This is a genomic window from Streptococcus castoreus DSM 17536 (assembly GCF_000425025.1).
GTDB classification, from domain to species: domain Bacteria; phylum Bacillota; class Bacilli; order Lactobacillales; family Streptococcaceae; genus Streptococcus; species Streptococcus castoreus.
Genome location: NZ_AUKZ01000003.1, coordinates 1 through 18,479, shown reverse-complemented (window position 1 = coordinate 18,479; position 18,479 = coordinate 1). Strand labels below are relative to the sequence as shown.

At 35.8% G+C, this 18,479-nt stretch carries 17 protein-coding genes, 2 tRNA genes, 2 rRNA genes and 3 pseudogenes; 4 read left to right on the top strand and 20 right to left on the bottom strand.

What is annotated here, in order from left to right:
* Positions 1-112 precede the first annotated feature (112 nt).
* Complete coding sequence (gene pbp1b, locus H346_RS0100110; RefSeq protein ID WP_027969265.1) at positions 113-2,413, bottom strand: penicillin-binding protein PBP1B; 2,301 nt, start codon at positions 2,411-2,413, stop codon at positions 113-115.
* 105 nt (positions 2,414-2,518) lie between these two features.
* Between pbp1b and tyrS the strand changes: the two genes are divergently transcribed.
* Positions 2,519-3,784, top strand: coding sequence for a tyrosine--tRNA ligase (gene tyrS, locus H346_RS0100105; protein ID WP_027969264.1), 1,266 nt, complete (start codon positions 2,519-2,521; stop codon positions 3,782-3,784).
* A gap of 592 nt (positions 3,785-4,376) precedes the next feature.
* Here the strand turns inward: tyrS and H346_RS09480 are convergent.
* Positions 4,377-5,096, bottom strand: a complete 720-nt coding sequence (locus H346_RS09480; protein WP_051188335.1) for a hypothetical protein — start codon at positions 5,094-5,096, stop codon at positions 4,377-4,379.
* Positions 5,097-5,479: 383 nt separating this feature from the next.
* Between H346_RS09480 and H346_RS0100090 the strand changes: the two genes are divergently transcribed.
* A complete protein-coding gene (locus H346_RS0100090; protein WP_027969263.1) occupies positions 5,480-5,731 on the top strand; it encodes a hypothetical protein in 252 nt (83 codons plus the stop codon).
* Positions 5,732-5,914: 183 nt separating this feature from the next.
* Here the strand turns inward: H346_RS0100090 and H346_RS0100085 are convergent, their stop codons facing one another.
* From H346_RS0100085 to ispE, 4 genes are all read right to left on the bottom strand, one after another.
* Positions 5,915-6,727 carry a metal ABC transporter permease gene (locus tag H346_RS0100085; protein ID WP_027969262.1) on the bottom strand — a complete coding sequence of 271 codons (813 nt, stop codon included), beginning with the start codon at positions 6,725-6,727 and terminating at the stop codon, positions 5,915-5,917.
* The gene (locus H346_RS0100080; protein ID WP_027969261.1) at positions 6,720-7,439 is read right to left on the bottom strand and encodes a metal ABC transporter ATP-binding protein; all 720 of its coding nucleotides are present in this window, start codon (positions 7,437-7,439) and stop codon (positions 6,720-6,722) included. The genes H346_RS0100085 and H346_RS0100080 overlap by 8 nt, the downstream gene beginning before the upstream one ends.
* Positions 7,440-7,442: 3 nt before the next feature.
* Positions 7,443-7,886 (bottom strand): zinc-dependent MarR family transcriptional regulator, encoded by a 444-nt coding sequence (locus H346_RS0100075; RefSeq protein WP_027969260.1) that lies wholly within the window; start codon positions 7,884-7,886, stop codon positions 7,443-7,445.
* A gap of 69 nt (positions 7,887-7,955) precedes the next feature.
* Positions 7,956-8,807: a 4-(cytidine 5'-diphospho)-2-C-methyl-D-erythritol kinase gene (gene ispE, locus H346_RS0100070; protein WP_027969259.1), complete on the bottom strand. Its 852-nt coding sequence runs from the start codon at positions 8,805-8,807 to the stop codon at positions 7,956-7,958.
* A gap of 477 nt (positions 8,808-9,284) precedes the next feature.
* Between ispE and H346_RS10975 the strand changes: the two genes are divergently transcribed.
* Complete coding sequence (locus H346_RS10975) at positions 9,285-9,455, top strand: polyprenyl synthetase family protein (protein ID WP_341830599.1); 171 nt, start codon at positions 9,285-9,287, stop codon at positions 9,453-9,455.
* Here the strand turns inward: H346_RS10975 and H346_RS10755 are convergent.
* The 6 genes and pseudogenes from H346_RS10755 to H346_RS0100040 all read right to left on the bottom strand — a co-directional run.
* Positions 9,425-9,660 (bottom strand): annotated as a pseudogene (locus H346_RS10755) (1,4-dihydroxy-2-naphthoate polyprenyltransferase); the annotation flags it as partial. The gene H346_RS10975 and the pseudogene H346_RS10755 overlap by 31 nt on opposite strands.
* 143 nt (positions 9,661-9,803) lie before the next feature.
* The gene (locus H346_RS0100060; RefSeq protein ID WP_027969257.1) at positions 9,804-10,337 is read right to left on the bottom strand and encodes an NUDIX hydrolase; all 534 of its coding nucleotides are present in this window, start codon (positions 10,335-10,337) and stop codon (positions 9,804-9,806) included.
* A 1,003-nt stretch (positions 10,338-11,340) separates the two neighbouring features.
* A complete protein-coding gene (locus H346_RS0100055) occupies positions 11,341-11,655 on the bottom strand; it encodes a PTS sugar transporter subunit IIA (RefSeq protein WP_027969256.1) in 315 nt (104 codons plus the stop codon).
* A gap of 4 nt (positions 11,656-11,659) precedes the next feature.
* Positions 11,660-11,977, bottom strand: a complete 318-nt coding sequence (locus H346_RS0100050; protein ID WP_027969255.1) for a PTS sugar transporter subunit IIB — start codon at positions 11,975-11,977, stop codon at positions 11,660-11,662.
* Positions 11,974-13,287: a PTS sugar transporter subunit IIC gene (locus tag H346_RS0100045; RefSeq protein WP_027969254.1), complete on the bottom strand. Its 1,314-nt coding sequence runs from the start codon at positions 13,285-13,287 to the stop codon at positions 11,974-11,976. Before H346_RS0100045 ends, H346_RS0100050 begins: the two co-directional genes overlap by 4 nt.
* A gap of 16 nt (positions 13,288-13,303) precedes the next feature.
* Positions 13,304-13,918, bottom strand: a complete 615-nt coding sequence (locus tag H346_RS0100040; protein ID WP_037562386.1) for an AAA family ATPase — start codon at positions 13,916-13,918, stop codon at positions 13,304-13,306.
* A 44-nt stretch (positions 13,919-13,962) separates the two neighbouring features.
* Between H346_RS0100040 and H346_RS0100035 the strand changes: the two genes are divergently transcribed.
* Positions 13,963-14,664 carry a MurR/RpiR family transcriptional regulator gene (locus H346_RS0100035; protein WP_027969252.1) on the top strand — a complete coding sequence of 234 codons (702 nt, stop codon included), beginning with the start codon at positions 13,963-13,965 and terminating at the stop codon, positions 14,662-14,664.
* A 271-nt stretch (positions 14,665-14,935) separates the two neighbouring features.
* Here the strand turns inward: H346_RS0100035 and H346_RS10750 are convergent.
* The 8 genes and pseudogenes from H346_RS10750 to H346_RS0100005 all read right to left on the bottom strand — a co-directional run.
* Positions 14,936-15,088, bottom strand: a pseudogene (locus tag H346_RS10750) (IS30 family transposase); the annotation flags it as partial.
* 121 nt (positions 15,089-15,209) lie between these two features.
* Positions 15,210-16,060: pseudogene (locus H346_RS10105) on the bottom strand (IS982 family transposase).
* Between the two features lie 193 nt (positions 16,061-16,253).
* Positions 16,254-16,403 carry a hypothetical protein gene (locus H346_RS10410; RefSeq protein WP_156888817.1) on the bottom strand — a complete coding sequence of 50 codons (150 nt, stop codon included), beginning with the start codon at positions 16,401-16,403 and terminating at the stop codon, positions 16,254-16,256.
* Between the two features lie 961 nt (positions 16,404-17,364).
* The gene (locus H346_RS0100025) at positions 17,365-17,847 is read right to left on the bottom strand and encodes a hypothetical protein (protein WP_027969251.1); all 483 of its coding nucleotides are present in this window, start codon (positions 17,845-17,847) and stop codon (positions 17,365-17,367) included.
* Between the two features lie 93 nt (positions 17,848-17,940).
* A tRNA-Arg gene (locus tag H346_RS0100020) sits at positions 17,941-18,014 on the bottom strand.
* A gap of 75 nt (positions 18,015-18,089) precedes the next feature.
* Positions 18,090-18,163, bottom strand: a tRNA-Asn gene (locus H346_RS0100015).
* Between the two features lie 5 nt (positions 18,164-18,168).
* Positions 18,169-18,284, bottom strand: a 5S ribosomal RNA gene (rrf, locus tag H346_RS0100010).
* A 95-nt stretch (positions 18,285-18,379) separates the two neighbouring features.
* Positions 18,380-18,479: ribosomal RNA gene (locus H346_RS0100005) — 23S ribosomal RNA — on the bottom strand; the annotation flags it as partial.

The window sequence follows — 18,479 nt, the reverse complement described above, 5'->3', positions numbered from 1 at the left end:
GACTTCATCAGTGTGATTTAACTGCTGTTCTCCCTAGTTGGACAATATTTCAACTAGATTAGACGACAAATAGTTAATAAACATTGTACACTATTTTTTCGTTAAAGACAAGTTAATTTTTCTTGATTCCAAAACCTGCCCAAGCTTTTTGATAATCTGCATCTGTCCCGCCAATCGCAAATTTGTAAGTCATGGTCCCTGGTCCTTTTTGAGCCCAAAGACTAGTTGTCATTTCACCATTTACCATGAAAGATTGCCCATTTATAGAAACTGCACCTGGCTGTAAACCGGTCGATTTCAGAACCGAGGCTTTAACAACAGCAGGATCAAGTCCAAATCGTTGACCCGTTCCAAAAATATTTGGAGCTGCTTGATTAATGGCGTTGGCAAGATGTGCTAGATAATTGGAATTGTTATTATAGCCTGTTAACGGTGCTAGCGAAGCATTGTTATCATGCCCTGCCCAGCCACCTAGAGTTACTTTTGGTGTGGCGAGCATGAGCCAAACATCTGAATAATTTTCAGCCGTCCCTGTTTTTCCAATCCAATCCGCATTTGCTAAGCTCGGATTAATAGCCGCCAAACGACTTTTGAATGTTGTTGTAGCCCCAGATGTGATTGGACCTCTTAATAACTCTTGCATGATTGTGGCCGTTGGTGCTGAAAAAACACGAACAGGTTTGCTTTCATGCTTATAGATTACTGTTCCGTCGCTAGCAGTAATTTTGTCTACAATGTACTGTTTTTGATAGAGACCATTGTTAGCTATCATCTGATAAGCATTAGTTTGTTGCCCAACAGATGTTTCAATTCCTCCGCCAAGTGGTAGACTTTCAATAGAATAATCAGCAATACGATAACCCATTTTAGTCATATAGTTTTCAACATTAACCCCTTTTTCACGAAGCAATTTTTGTGTCCAAAAAGCAGGAATATTCCAAGACACATTGAGAGCTTCTTGCAAAGACATCATCGCTGTTCCCTCACTATCAACATGCATGATTTTTTGTCCACTAGAATAGGTTGTCGGATAATTTGAAAGAACACTAGCACTTCCCATTAATCCTTGATCAATGGCAGGTCCGTAAGCAATGATAGGTTTAATACTAGACCCTGGGGAACGTACGGTATTAAAAGCATGGTTATTTTGATTAAGGTTATAATCTCTTCCACCAACAAATCCCAAGACAGCTCCTGTTGCATTATCAGTCAGCACATTTCCCATTTGCACAGTACCGGTGCCATCGTCTAATAAGCCACCAAATTGAGCAGCCGCATTTTGCATCGCATTATAAATCGGTTTATTGATAGTTGTTGTAATGGTGTAACCCCCTTGCTGGAGTTCTGTTAAAGCTCTTTCCTCATAAGCAGCTTTTGTTTCATCATTTTTTAAGTCACGACTAGATACCTTATCCCTTTTAATCAGATAACTATACATGGCTTTTTTAGCATCTGCCAAAACCGTATAATAGAGATAATCGTGCGTATTTACTGTAACACTTTCGGGTTGAATAAAATCTTTTCTGATGGGATATGCCTTATAAGCATCGTATTCTTTTTTGGTGAGCACACCTGTTCGGTACATATTGTAAAGGACATTTTGCTGACGCTTGATCCCAAAAGCCAAGTCCTTCTCAGACTTTAATTGTCCAGTTGATAGGTAAGGAGAATAAACGATTGGACTCTGTGGAAGCCCTGCCAAGAATGCCGCCTGAGGAATCGTTAAATCCTTAGCAGAAACTCCAAAGATACCACGTGCAGCTTCTTCTATCCCAGCGATATTTTGTCCCTTATTATTACGACCAAAGGGAGAGACATTCAGGTAATTTGAAAGAATATCATCTTTGGTCATGTATCGCTCCAAGGCAAGCGCATAAATGATTTCCTTAGATTTTCGTCTGAAAGTTGGATCATCACCTAAAACCTGTTGCTTAACTAGCTGTTGAGTTAGAGTCGATCCACCACTTGACTCTCCAAAACCTAAAACAGAAGCTAAGGTTGCACGAAAAATAGCTTTAGGAACAACTCCCTTATGTTCTTGAAAATGTTCATCTTCTGTTGACACAATGGCTTTTTTGACATTCTCTGAAATGGCATCATTCGCGATGGGCTTTCTAAGCAAATCGGTATCAAGGCTTGAAATTAAACTATTATCGGAGTAGGTCATTTGAGAAATCATAGTTAATGACTCAACCTGTTTGATTAAACTTTCCTTACTTGGTACCTTAACCGAGTCAACTTGACTAGCTAAATAGCCCAAAGCCATCCCAACTCCCATCATCCCAAAAAGGAAGATGACAACGTAAAAAAAGTTAGACATTAGTTTTAGCGTACGCAAAAAAACCGGTCCCAAGTCGAAGGGATCCAACCCCTGATTATTTTTGCCTTTTTGAATTTTGTTCCATTTCAACATAAAATACCTCAGTGTCCATTATACCAAACTTTGATAAAGCTTGCATAGCCATAACAGTTTTTGGTATAATGATTCGAAAACTATAGAGGAGAATGGAGAAAGCCTATGAATATTTTTGAAGAACTCAAAGCGCGTGGCTTGGTCTTTCAAACGACCGATGAAAAAGCCCTTGTCAAAGCACTAACAGAAGGGCAAGTATCCTATTACACTGGTTATGATCCAACAGCTGACAGCCTTCACCTTGGTCACCTAGTGGCAATTCTGACTTCACGCCGTTTGCAATTAGCAGGTCATAAACCTTATGCTCTCGTTGGAGGAGCAACTGGTTTAGTGGGTGACCCATCTTTTAAAGATGCTGAACGTAGCCTTCAAACAAAAGAAACCGTTATCAAATGGAGTGATAAAATCAAGAACCAGCTATCCAATTTCCTTGATTTTGAAAATGGGGCTAATAAGGCTGAACTTGTTAACAACTATGACTGGTTCTCACAAATTAGCTTTATTGATTTTCTCCGCGATGTCGGAAAATACTTCACTGTCAACTACATGATGAGCAAAGACTCCGTTAAAAAACGAATTGAAACAGGCATTTCTTACACTGAATTTGCTTACCAGATCATGCAAGGCTATGACTTCTATGAATTAAACACCAAGCATAATGTGACTCTCCAAATTGGTGGTTCGGATCAATGGGGAAATATGACAGCAGGAACAGAATTACTCCGCAGAAAAGCCGATAAGATTGGTCATGTCATGACGGTACCATTAATTACTGATTCAACTGGAAAAAAATTCGGCAAATCAGAAGGAAATGCCATTTGGCTTGACGCTGACAAGACCTCGCCATATGAAATGTACCAATTTTGGTTAAACGTTATGGATGAGGATGCAGTGCGTTTCTTAAAGATTTTCACCTTCTTGTCCCTAGATAAGATTGCAGAGATTGAAGCACAATTTGATACCGCACGTCATGAACGTTTAGCCCAAAAAACTTTAGCACGTGAAGTTGTTACTCTTGTACATGGCGAAGAAGCTTACAAGCAAGCCCTCAACATCACCGAACAGTTATTCGCCGGGAATATCAAGAACCTTTCTGCCAAGGAATTAAAACAAGGCTTGAGCAACGTACCAAATTATCACGTTCAAACAAACGATAATCTAAACATCATAGACATTTTAGTCACTGCTGGTATTTCCTCATCAAAACGACAAGCACGTGAAGATGTCCAAAATGGTGCTATTTATATCAATGGTGAGCGTATCCAAGATTTAGATTACACCTTATCTGAAACCGACAAAATCGACAACCAATTAACCGTCGTTCGCCGCGGTAAGAAAAAATACGCTGTTCTCCTCTTTGGTAATCATTAAACAGCTTTTCTTTACAAAACTCTAAAATGTGACACCTTGTGACAGAAATTTTAAAAAAACGAATGGCACCTTCTCAAGGTGCTTTTTAATTGCTGATAGTGATTAACCGTCTCATGCTTTTAACAACTAAACTCAAGCAAAACATGGGGAGATGCCTGTTTTATTGTTGTTACAGAATCAGTTCAAATCATTAATGAGTATCAATCCAAAAATGACCGAATCATCCAATCTTAATTTTGCTATACTGCTTAAGTATTTTAATCATTAGGAGAGTGAAACTGAAAAAAGATTATTTTTATTCGCTATTGCAACTGTAACACTTGCTTTTTGTCTCGGGACACTGAGAGATGCACAGTGTTTGCTGTAGTATTGTACGTATACAGATAGCAATCACACTGTAGGAGTCTGCTATGCGAAGGGAGCTATGATACTCCACCGGTTACAAAACTACGAGCTTCCCAAACATCCTCAAATTGATTTTTAGGATTCTTTACATCATTGTGGACAAAGATTTTTTGGTTGGTTTCGCCAACCTCAATTTAGATAGAATAAAGATAATCATTCTTTTGGGATTGAGAGCAGTTATCTTATTTTAAGGAGAGCTTACCCAATCTGTGAAATTCCACAAAGCATCTTGAATGCCACGGTACCATGGTTTATTTTCCTTTTCTTGCTGCCATTTTTTAAATGAATTTAAAGCGTCGTATTCCTGCTCTTTTCTTTCCAATTCCTTAATAAACTTCTGAATCTCCACCTCATCCCTTTCTTCCTCATCTTTTGGCAATGATTCACCGACAGTCCATTCCCCCTCTGCAAGATAAAAACCGTCTATGGTTACTGTAAGCCTATATTTATCCCCTAACTGTGCTTCAGTATTCAGAGGAAAAGCCACACAACCAGATTCATTAGCAACCGCATACTTGGGTTTTTGATCAATATTTTTTTCCTCTACAACCCCACTTGTCCCACTTCTTTCTGGAGTTCCTTTTATACTCTCGTTGATAGTTTCCCAGTTTCCACTTTGATTTTTTTTATAAACCCTCACTACCGCTCCCGGATTTGTTTTCACTTCAATTTTAGTATCTCCCTTTCTAATAGGTTTAACACCAAAATCTCTAGCATCTTTCCAATCATTTCTAAAACCTATTTTGGACTGATCACCTGTCGGTTTTGGGGGATTGGTATAATCATCATAACCATAATACCCCTTCCCTAACGGGCTATAACTGCCATAAGCACTATCAGCTTGTATGCTATAGCTACCGCCTAAAAATACCATCCCTATTAGCACTAAAATAAAACTCTTTTTCATTGAACTCTCTCCTATTTATTCTTAGCTTCATTAGTATATACCAGTTTCAATCAATAGACAATATCTATTCCAGTTAGTAAGCAGATCAATAAGCACCGTTAAATGTCGCTATATTTCCCAAATATTCTGTTAATATATTACTGCTAATGCACCTCTCCAAAGGGAAGAAGTGTTAAACCGTACTTTTTTAACATACACTTTTTTGCCTTTATTGATTAAAATAGTTTTTTTCTGTTCTTCTTGAGACAAACATGTTATAATTCAGCTTAAAAATAACGATCATTGCAAAAGTATTAAAATAATTAGAATAGTTAACATAAAAAGAATTGGTAGCATTTTGAAGCACCGTATCTACAACGAGTCACTCAAGAAAGGATTTTACGATGACAGAAAAGAAATTACTCCCAGCTATTAGCTTAATATTAAGTATGGTTTCCATATTAGATAGCTTTTTAATTTTCATCCCTTATGAATACGTTCAACTTTCTTTAATCGCTAGTGTCACAAGTATTTTAAGCATTTTTTACAATCGAAAAAACAGGAAAATATTTTCCTGGCTTGCTCTTGGAGTATCACTAATTGCTTTAGCTATCGCAATCTACTTTCACTATTATCCTATTGCCATTCCATATTGATATTTGCGACATGACCGACCGCCATTTACAACTGGCATAAGCTTATAAAAAGCCAGAACGAATCACAATTTCTGATCTATATTACTCAACTTACTCAGTCCCTATCTACCTAATTGCAACTGACTAAAATGACAAACCTACCAATCAATAAAAGCCCAGAACATCTGTTCTAAGCCCGTATTTTTACAACTTTTTACGAATCAATGACAGCAGATTAACCACGAGGAAAATACTGATAAAAATCATGGTAATGGTTGCACTGGCTGGTGTTTCCCAATAATAAGAAAGGAAAATACCAGAAAACATGCCAATAAACCCAATAAGAATCCCAATAAAGATAACAGCTTTAAAATTTTTCCCTAATCGCATAGCGATACTTGCTGGCAAGACCATAATAGTTGAAACCAATAGTGCCCCTGCTGCTGGAATCGTTAAAGCAATCGCAACTCCGGTAACAATATTAAAGAGGACAGACATAAGGCGAACTGGCAAGCCATCTACAAAAGCAGTGTCCTCATCAAAGGTCAAAATATACATGGGTCGAATAAAGAGACCGGTTAAGACCAAAATAATCATCGCAATCGCAAACAAGGCAATCACTTGTTCCCCGCTAATCGTAATAATTGACCCAAAAAGGTACTGCTCCAAACTCATATTTGATGAAGTGTTGGATTTGCTCATGATAATGAGAGAAAGTGCCAAACCCAGTGACATCAAAATGGCCGTTGAAATTTCCATATAGTGTTTATAAACCACACGAAGATATTCCAGTAAAATAGCTGCCAAAACAACTACAATAATAGTCGTAAGCGTTGGAGAGATACCAAGCACCACCCCAAAGGCAACACCAGCCAAAGAAACGTGACTGAGTGTATCGCTCATCAAACTTTGGCGGCGTAAAATTAAGAAAATCCCTAAAATAGGGGCAAAAATACTGATAGCAATCACCGCCATCACAGCACGCTGCATAAAGTCATAAGATAATATATCAAGCATGGTTATGCCCTCCAATCTCATCATCTGACTCAGCATCGTGAATGTTAAAACAACGCCAAGGAAGATTTTGATTCCGGATCAGATGAATATTACGATCTGCATAATCTTTAACCTCTTCAGGGTCATGTGTAATCATCAGAACAGCTTTTCCATGCTTATGAGCGCTATGATGCATCAAATCATAAAATGTATCTGTTGTGCCACTATCCATACCCGTTGTCGGTTCATCTAACACAAAAATATCAGGATCAGAAGCAAACATCCGTGCAATCACAACACGCTGTTTTTGACCGCCTGACAAACTACCAATTCCCTTATGACGATTTTCCCACATGCCAACAGCCTCTAGACTTGCTTGCACATGCTCTTCGTCGTGTTGATTCAGCTTTCTAAACCAACCACGTCGTGGGTATCTCCCCGATTTTACAAATTCATAGACTGTCGATGGAAAACCAGCATTAAAACTAGCTACTTGTTGTGGCAAGTAAGCAATTCTTAACTTTTTACCTTCACTATTCTGTCTGGCGATAATAACGTGACCAACTTTTGGTTTTAAAATGCCCAAGGTCGCCTTAATCAACGTTGACTTTGCAGCACCGTTCTCGCCGGTCATTGTGACAAACTCCCCACTATTCAAATGATAATTGATTCCTTCTAAAACAGGCTCACTATCATATTGAAAGGACAGGTTTTCCACTGTAATATATCTCATTAACTACCCTTCTAATTCCTCCGCGAAAACTGTTAAAAATTTGTCAACAACCATTTGCTCTTCTGCGGAGAATTTTTTCAATAAACGGCTGTAAACGTTCAAGGTCTCGTCATGATGATGAGTATGTTCTTTAGCAATCGGTTTGGCTAAATCTGTCAATTCAAAATAAGTCACTCTAGCATCGACAGTATCTTTTGTCCCTGCCAACATCTCTTGCTTAACCAGACTCTTAATCGCCTTAGTGACAGCTGCTTGACTAATATTTAATTTTCTAGCTAGATCCGTATTGGTTAGACGATCTTGCGAAAGCAACATTAAAATGTGTTCTTGTGTATTGGTCAACTTTACATCACTTTGGCACGCGCCAAATAATAACTCATGTTGATTTTCAGCTTTCAACAAAATTTGATTAACTAAACGATCAAGTTTCTTTTCTAAACTCCCCATAACTTCCCTCTTTCATTAACCAGTTAATTATAACACGAAGCCCCCCAAAGACGCAAATCTATCACAGATTCAAAGGGTTCTCACCTTATAAACTTCTTTACAAAAACCTCTTAAACTATTGACTACGCGATTTGCTTGTTTTTCTGTCTTGCAAAGGGCAAAAACCGTTGGTCCACTACCTGTCATCAAAGCCGCATCAGCACCAGATTCTAGCATCTTATCCTTTATTTTTTGGATAAAAGGACGCTTAGCAATGGAAATATCTTCCAAGGAATTTCCCATTTTAGCAAATAAAGCAGCAGAATCACCCGCTTCAATAGCGCAAACCAAATCATCAATAGGAACCCGCGAAATCGTTTCACAGTCAATATCTAGAAAAACCGTTCGTGTTGAAATTCCAAACTCCGGTTTAACTAAAACAACCCAAGACGACAAATGACCATCAATGTGATTGACCACCTCTCCCTTACCAGTCACTTGGGCACATCCTGCAAACAAACAATAAGGAACATCGCTACCAATCTGCATCCCAATTTCAATCATTTCTTCTTGACTGAGCCGCAGTTGCCATAATTGATTCAAAGCCCTTATGGTGGCAGCTGCATCACTAGATCCACCTCCCATACCAGCACAAACCGGGATACGTTTCTCCAAAAAAATAGAAACCCCTGTTTTAATCTGAAATTTTTCTTTCATTAATTGTGCTACCTTATAGGCATCATTTTGTTGATTCACAGGCATCTTAGAACAATTTGACGAAAAATCAATCTTGTCCTCGTCTAGATGATCAACTGTCACATAATCACAAAGGTCAACACTAACCATGACCATTGACAACTCATGATACCCGTCCGGTCGCTTCCCCTGAACATCTAACCCTAGATTTATCTTTGCAGGAGCTCTCTCAATGATTGTCACCATAATACTCCTTATTTTAATATCAATACATTATCAATATACACAAACCTTCTAAAAAATTCAAATAATTATAGTTATTCCAATTTTCAAATATCTCTTCTAATTATCTATGCCTTTTCTATCAAAATGTTTGACTTTAAAATTTCCTTACTAATGGATAAGAAACTATCGTTCTCAACACTTATCCTAGCAATACCATTCTAAATACAGTAAAATAAAAAATAACATCACCAAGGAGTATCATCATGTCTGCACTTTGGAGCAAATCCTCATGTGCAAACTAAGATCAAGCAAGTCTGTACCCTGATAGAAAAACGAGTAATCATTCAAAAATCCTATTATCAAAAAAGATATTGTTGATTTAAGCACAGCCGATGGCAAACACCTGCACCCAGCCCTCTTTTTCCTCTTCTCTGAATTTGGGTAACCCAAAACCACTAATCAAAGCAAACTACTCACTATTGCCACCTCTCTTAAATATTGCACCTAGCAACCCTGATTCACGATGACATCATAGATGATTCGCCTTTAAGGTGTGGTCATCAAACCGCCCAAAGTCAATTTGGGAAGATATTGCTGTTTATAGCGGTGACTTCCTCTTCACCATTTTCAAAGAAAGTCTCTCTGCCAATAATGTTGGTGTCACACTGATAATTCCTATCATGAACATGACAGAAATCATTATAGTTATTCCAAACATATTGAAAAAAAGCATAGAAACAAAAAATAAACTCACCAAAAATAGACGCATTGAACCATAGTAATAATAACTAAAACAAAGTCCAATAAGAAAAGGAAAGACACTAGCTGCCTTTGCCTTAACTTCAATTAATTCCAAAAAAATAGAAATTGACATTATCCCCCTCCTTTTAACACACAAGTTAATAGTACCATTATAGGGGAAAAGTGAGCATTTGCAAGTCAAATGGATTAAATACGATTCCAATAACAATTAACTAAATATGACCCAAACCCGCTGCTCTCAAAAATTGAAAGAAGTTATTTCTCAGATATTTTTTGATAGGCACCATAACCTACACACCAATCAAAAAGCAAAGTAATCATGCTTTTATAATAAGGTATAAAACTTCCCTCATCAATCATTGCCAAAATTTCAGCACAACTCGCCCAACGCACCGCTTGGACCTCTTCTTTCTGAAGGATCAAAGTCTCTAAATCAACAGGCTTTCTCACCAAAAAAGTATCATCAAACCCCTTATTAAAATTAATCGTGAAATGTGGTCTCATACCCGTTAAATCCAAGGATAATCCCAATTCTTCCTCAAGTTCTCGCATAGCTGCTTCTTGAGCCGTTTCACCTGCGAGAGCACTACCTCCAACCGTCACATCCCAAAAACTTGGCCAGCCCTCTTTATCCTTCTGACGTTGCTGGATTAACATCTCTCCCTTATCATTAAACAAGCAAATATGCACTACCAAATGATAAGCACCAACCTCAAACTCATCACCACGTTTCATCATTTGCCCCGTCTTTTCCCTATCAACAGTGTAAACATCCCAAAATTCAGCCATCACCAACCTCCAAATAATCATAAAGCAATAAACAAGACTTTATTGTAATAGTAATATAAGATAAAAAAATCGGCAAGTCTTACAGTCTTAATTTAAACAACTTCACTACATCCAGAAAAGTTCCTTCAGCCCAAAAGACTTGCCAGCTCCCCTTAATCTAAACCTAACCAGTATAAAAATTCAAAACTCAACTCATTTAAACGATCACCTGAAATGGTTCATAAGTGAACATGTGATGCTTTTTTTACTTAATAAATGCTTTAAAACATAGTATCAGAACACTTCCCGAACCCATTTACTATCCACATATCTTCTATCGCATAACCTTGAAGAAAGAGCAACTGTTAATGCTATCAATTCATTACCAATGAAAACAAAAAGCAGTGGTTGAAGCCTCTCTGAAATGATCTAACAACTAGAAACAGTAAATTAATCCACAGTAGCTTTTTTCGAGTATAATAGAGACTCTGGCAGTTAAGTTAATATAACACCCTTTTTATACCTGATTGCCTGTTTCTTATATCTTTACTCTATCTGTTTTTTCTTGTACAATTTTTAGATAACCTAGACTGCCCCACAGTTTACCGTAAAGCTATTATAGCCCTTGCCAAATGGTAGCCTTTTTGTCTAATGTCCTTTAGAATAACTTTTAGCAATACCTCTTAACGTTTCGGTAACGTTTTTATGCTCATTAATTTCAGCACTGTCTGCCGGGACGTCTAGTAAAATTGCTAATTGTGTTCATATTAAGTCGTTACGTGTCTTGTATGACTTTAAGGAATTTCTAAGTTTTTGAAATGTTTGTAACATGATGTGACTTTCTATTTTCAGGTAGCAAAAAAGCACCCTTTAACAAAAGGATACTCGTCTGATCACTTCGCTATTGTTTGACAGAAAAAACAACTGCAATACCAGTAGAAATCCAGAACCATCGTTCAGTTCTTTCAGCATAAGTGTGATTATTTTTTATTTGTTTTTTCAAAAAAATATTATAGACTATTTTCTAAATTTGTAATTTTTTACTTAATTTAACCATTTTCTTTGCTAAATCATTAACAGTTATACTGGTCATAAGATGATCTTGACTGTGAATAGTAAGTAAATTTAAATCAATTTTCTCCTTATTAGCTTCCTTACTTAACAAGTCTGTTTGTGCATGATGCGCCTCTAATAATAGTTGTTGTGCTTCTTGAAAACATTTATCACTCATTTTATAATCTCCAGAAAGTGAATATTCCACTGCTTCTAAAGATTTACTTCTAACCTCTCCTGCTTTTATAATAATAGACATGACTACTTGAAGTTGTTTTTCATCCATTTAATTATTCTCCTTTAATCATCAACATAGCATCCTTTAGTACTTTTTTGCCATCCATCATCCCATAATCTTGCATGTTGATAACTGCAATCTTAATTCCTTTTTTTAAATAATTATCTTTATACTTATTTTCTAAAAATTTAACTTGAGGACCTAATAAAACTAAAGTAATTTTTTCAGATTCTAATATTTCATCAGCCTCTGCAGCAGGCTTTGCAAAAATAGCAACATTAATATTTTCTTCTTTGGCAGCTTTTAACATTCGTGAGACTAACATACTAGTACTCATACCAGCAGAGCAAACAAGCATTATCTTATTCATGAATTTTCACCTTTCATTTGCTTTTCTAATCTTAGTTGATTTTTTTCTTGAACTTTAAAAAATGGATAGTAAATTATTGTGCTAATTACTACTAAAAATAGCGTAAATACAACATTTCTCCAATCTAAACTAGACAAATATGCTTGAGCAAAGAATGGAGTAAATGATGGATCCACAATATATCCGTTAGATATAATATGGAAAATTTCAGCATAATATGTAAGTAATAGACATATAATTGGAGTTATCACAAAAGGAATTCCTAAAATTGGATTGAATACAATTGGTAAACCAAAAATAATTGGTTCATTTATAGAGCAAATACCAGGAATAAGGGATAATTTCCCAATGGTTTTATATTGAGGTATTTTACTGTTTATCATTAATATTACCAACCCTAAAGTATTTCCCGCTCCTCCTAAAACAGCTATCCTAAACATTTGTAAGTTCATTGCGTGTGTCATTGCATTTCCATTTGCAAATTGTCCCGCATTCAAACCCGTTTGAGTGATTCCTAAAGTGAATACTAGAGGAAATATTATTGAAGTTCCATTTATTCCAAATAACCACAATATTTGACCTGTTGTAATTATTATTATAAATCCCCAAATACTACCTGCTATACTAATGCCTGGGGTTAAAATATCCATTATAACTTTTGGAAAATTATTATGTAACGTCGAAACAAAAATTAAGTTAAGTGTATAAAAAATAGTAATATTTGCTAAAAGAGGTAGTAGAGAATTCATGAAATTCGTAACCATCGTTGGTACTGAATCTGGTAACTTTATTTTTATATTTCTATCCTCAAATATTTTTGCAACTTCAACTTCTAATAACCCAATTAATATTGCTATAAAAAGTCCATTTGACCCAAGATATTCTAAATTGATGCTACCTTTTGTAATCTTGGTACAAACTAGTAGAAAACACACTAAAGCGATTAAACCATTTGATGAGGCATCCAGTTTATATTCTTTTGACAAAGAATATGCAATTCCAAATACAGTTATTAAACCAATCAAACCGAATGTTAACATATAAGGAGTAGTTATAGCATCATAATTGGTAACAGCCCATTCCTTCCAACTCGCTAATATTTTTAGAAATATATTAGCAGTATTTGGATTATAGATATCCAAATTAACAGGAGGATTAGCAATAATTAGAAAGAATGCACCTATTACCATAAAAGGCAAAGAGAAAAACATTCCTGAGGATATTGATTTTAAATGCCTTTGATTACCTATTTTAAATGCAAACGGACTTAATTTATCATTTAGACGTTCAATTATATTTTTATCTAACATATTCTATCCTCTTCCATTAGCTTTGCCACTCATTAAATTTAAATGCAGTTTCCACAACATTATCTGGGTTGTATTGTTTTAAAATTTCAGCATATTCTTGCTTATAGTTATTATCAACCATAGCTTGAGGAAAGACCTTACTCGCTTCGTTTAAAAAATGTTCGGATCCTCTGCCTAAATTTTGTCCCCTTGTAGTATGTTTATCTAATGCCACATCAGGTATATTTGGCACATAACCCATTGCAAATTTTTTAATAATAATATTTTTTAATAAATCAGAAGACCTATCTTTTTCAGATGCACACAAATATCTAATTGCATGAATAAAAAACATTGCTCTATCTGATTCACCATATAAAAATTCTTTTCTCATATTATTGAGTGAATTTATTAAAACAGCTGCGTGACTATTTCCCATTCCAATATCTTCTACAGATATCGCTAATAGACGTCTCCAAAGTTTTTCTTCAAATTCTGGTGAAGTAATATACATTTCATATGCAAATTCACAAGCATCACGTTCTTTTCCACGTCGGATACTTTTTTGTAATGAAGAAATTATTTCATCACCCGAAAAGTTATTTCGCGTAGTTATCCTTCCCCAAGGGTCTTTGATATAGTTATTATTCATGATATAATCTCCTTAACTTGTCTAGAATATGTGAGGATATATTTATGGATATAAAAGCAATTATGGAAAAATTTCAACTGTCTTCAAATGAATATAGCATTTTAAATTATTTAGAAGAAAATCGATTGAAAGGTTTAAAATCTCCAACCATTAGACAACTATCACAAAAAACGTATAGTTCTCCAGGATTTATAGTTTCAATGTGTAAAAAAATTGGTTTTTCTGGATATAGTGAATTGATTTATTATATGTATGGTGCAAAAAACCTAACATTTAAATTACATGATTATGATGTTATAAAAACTTATGGTTCAGATTTTAAATATTTGTTAGATAGTAATAAAAAGAATTTTTTCAATTTTATCGGTCTAGGAATGTCTAACAATATCTCTAATTATATGGCGGACTATTTTAATATACATGGATTTAGAGCTACCTCTAATGCATTTTTAGAGTCTTTTAGAATTGATGAAAATGATACAAATGTAATAGTTCTTGTTTCAAATTCAGGAGAAACTAAATATCTAATTGATCTTATAAAAAGGGCACAACAACATAATATTGAAATAATCGCTTTTGTAGGAAGTTCCGATTCTACGATATCCAAAATGGTACCGTTTACAATTTCGACCGACACTTTTTCCTCATATTCCTTCCAAAATTGTTATCCTCAGTTATTTTATGGAAATATTCTAAATTTATTTGAAATACTCATGAGTGTTTATTTTACGAAAATAAAGATATAAATTCCACATTTATATTATTATCTGTATTGCTTTTTTTTTCAATCACATTCTTTTAAATAAAAATATGTTTTCGCATTTATGAATATGTTTTTGTAGGCTATCAATAATTTTATCTCCCCAATTATAAAGCCAAGTACAACAAAACATTCAGCTGATTTAGTCAATAGTTTTCATGCAGCCTGATCTGAATTAGTTCAAACTATTTTTTAGCAGATTGATAGCATTAATGAGCATCCAGATCAGATAAGGTCAGTTCTTTTAGTCATTTTTCTTTAGTGACAAACTCTCTAAGTAAGCTGTTGAAATTTTCATGTGAGGAAGAAGCACTCGCAAAATAGACATCTATACCTTATAACACACTTAATAAAGAACACTCACTCCCGTTATTTGCTGTCATTGATTTTATGGGATAACTTTCCAAAAGTCTGGTTTTACACTTTTTGAGTGCAATCAGCTTACGCGATTCATCCGTGAGACTATCAACATCCTTAGATGTTCCTGTAGTTCTTTCTTGTTTGTCTCACTTATTAAATGGGAGCATGGTCCTAAATAATCACAAAATAGGTTAAATTATAATCTAAGATGAATTGCTCAATCCTTAATTGCAACCCAGTCAGTCCTCTAGCCAGTGTTTGTTCAATGGTAAAGAGTCTCCAAAATTCAGAAAACCGTGTCTCAATCGTTTGTCTCATCGCCAGAATTGCCAATGGTTATGTTGTTCAGAGCCAACCATGTTTTGACGAAGAGGTGTCCATAGATGATAGCCTTTCTGTGCTAATTTCTCCTTGAATTCATCGCTAAGATAACCCAAGTCTGCTAAAGCTTACAGCCTTCCAGCAACTCATCGACTTGATATCATGAACAGACGCTGGCGTGACAATATAGTTCAGAATATAGCCCGACAAAGTGACTAACATATGAACTTTGATGTCATAAAACCATGAGTGTTTAGAAGTGTTATAACCAATATCTGACGACTCTTTAAAAATTGTTGCTCTATGGTTGCTGACAGGGTGGAAGAGCGCTAAAGGAAAACTAGCCATGATGACGGTGGTATCAGAAGATATCAGCTTTGTTCATGGCTTGGCGAATCAGTTGCACTAGCCAAATTAATTGTCTAGAATGTCGGTTAAAGCGGCTTCTTTCCAGTAACCTTCCGCAAGGAAAGAGTCGGCAAATTCTATAAAAATGGCATTGTGATTTGATTCCTAGTTCAGCTTGAAACACTAGCAAAGCAAGAATTGATTCATCTGATACCTTAGATAAGGTGATATTGTGGCGATGCTTTAAGGTAGTTGGGCAATAGCCTTGGTATATCCTGTGACAAATGGTTGATAATTGTTGCATATTCCATTGTAAGTGACGTGATTTAGCGGGTATACTGTAAGTGGTTCATTTTGACTAACCTCCTGTTTGTTTCGTCACTTACAGTATAGTCTATTTGGGCTTTTTCTTATATTTTGAGAGTAACTAGCACTGCGAGTAAATCATATTTTTTAATATTCTCGCTTCGCTTTTTTCAGCACTGTGACGGTCAATAATTTGTTATTAAAATTCATCTGTGAATTGGCGATGTTGGAGACTATATGCTATCTTTTGTTATCTAAAGTAGCTAAGCTTTTTCTGATGATTTCAAACTTAGTTAACTGCATTTTTTCAAGGCATGCTAATTGCTGTTTAGCTTTAGTCTTACGTATAATCTTTTTATATGTAGGTTTTCCACGGTCTCTAGCAGCCATATTCTCATCTCTTTTCACGTTACTATAAAATTGCAATCTTTTTTGTATAAAAATATTTTTCACTCCCCTCAAATGGTCTTATTACGTCTAAAATCGTCCATATTATGTTTTATTGCTATCCCCACACCCCATACTAATGTTTAAAACGTCTTAAAGTGCCGTTATAAGCTTCCTTTTGCTCTATAACGCTATTGTACTACTTGTATGTATATACTAAAAAAACACCTTTAAAAGGCATTTATTTTCTTTAACAGTCTAATATAGCCCTGTTTGCTATAGATAGTATCAGATATAAAGACGGCTTTTCTATCTTCTAGAGCATGATAGTCAAGTGATTCATGACTTAATAGAAGATTGTCTAATTTCTGCTATTTTAGCAGACCTAGGTCATATTAGCAAAGACTTAAAATTGGGATTATCTGGACGCAGTTATGCCAGATAATATGTTTGACGCACAGGAGCATAATCATTGGAGAATTATAGCTATGAGGTACTATCAAAACACGATTTTTCCCTATGTGCTTTATTTGATATTGAAAAGTCTCTTGCAAGATCACTTAAAGGCACTGGGTTAAACGTTAGAGCAGAATATCTTGACTTATAATCTGAGATATTTTTACTAAACTTATAAAAATTGAGAACCTAAACAATGCCCAAGAACTATTGGGAATTAAACAAATATTAAATCTCTATGACTTCTAGAAACCATCTAAAATACCTATTCTACTATCCAATAAAAAACATCATCAACCATAAAAATTATTAAAATCATCACATTGTGTAGGTCTTACAGTTCCTAAGTGAAACAACTATTTTCAAGTGTGATACTTCATCATAACTCACAAGTTAAGTCCTATCAAAAAGAATTACAGAAGTTACACATAAAACCTTGGACCATTCAAATATATACCGAACAATACTAACATCAAAAACCAAAAAGGACTGTTCACAATTTCCTCTATCACCCCTCCAGAAAATCCTTAAAGTACGGACGAATCTTCCTAAGCAAAGACCGACGCCCCTTAAACCGTTCTCCCCTCACCAACGCTTGAAACTGGGTCCGCTCCCCATCATCCAACTCCATTTCTATACCTTCTATCATCTCTCGATAAGCCACATAATCATCCAACCACAAACCAGCTGAAGGAATCGCATGGGCCACATCACCAATCTCTTCATATGCCAACTTATGAAACTGCCGTTTCTGACTTTCCTGCTGACGCAAAACATCTTTCAAGTAAGAGGAAAATTTGGTTTTGAAATAGCGATACAAACGTTCCTCATCCTCTAACAATTCCGGGTACTGCGCCAACAACTTGACCAAGATCAGATGCCCTTCTTGCAGCCAATCGTCTCTATCCCATAACTGTATAAAATAATGACGTTTCAATTTCAAAATAATTGGTTTTACCTTTTCAAATGCCTTTCCTCTCTCTAGTGTCATTTCTGTTCTCCTTTTCTTCATGGTAGTCTTATTATAAAGAGAACTTCAAAAAAGCAACAGGACATTTCTGTCCTATTGCTACTCCTATTATTATGCACCCTAGAGGAGTCGAACCTCTAACCGCCTGATTCGTAGTCAGGTACTCTATCCAGTTGAGCTAAGGGTGCTCTATTACTATACCCATCCTACCATAATTTGCTCAAAAATGCAAAAAAGATAGGAAAAACTCCTACCTTTAACAACTCCGCCAGTAGGACTCGAACCTACGACATCATGATTAACAGTCATGCGCTACTACCAACTGAGCTATGGCGGATTAAAGCTAAGCGACTACCGTATCTCACAAGGGGCAACCCCCAACTACTTCAGGCGTTCTAGGGCTTAACTACTGTGTTCGGCATGGGTACAGGTGTATCTCCTAGGCTATCGTCACTTAACTATCATTCCCCCCTACTCTCACATAAGGGCTCTCCACTCAAAATTGAATACCTATATTCTAACAAGAATCCTCTTCTATTGTCAATAACTTTTTTCGGATAAGTCCTCGAGCTATTAGTATTAGTCCGCTTCATGTATCGCTACACTTCCACTCCTAACCTATCTACCTGTTCTTCTCTCAGGGCTCTTACTGA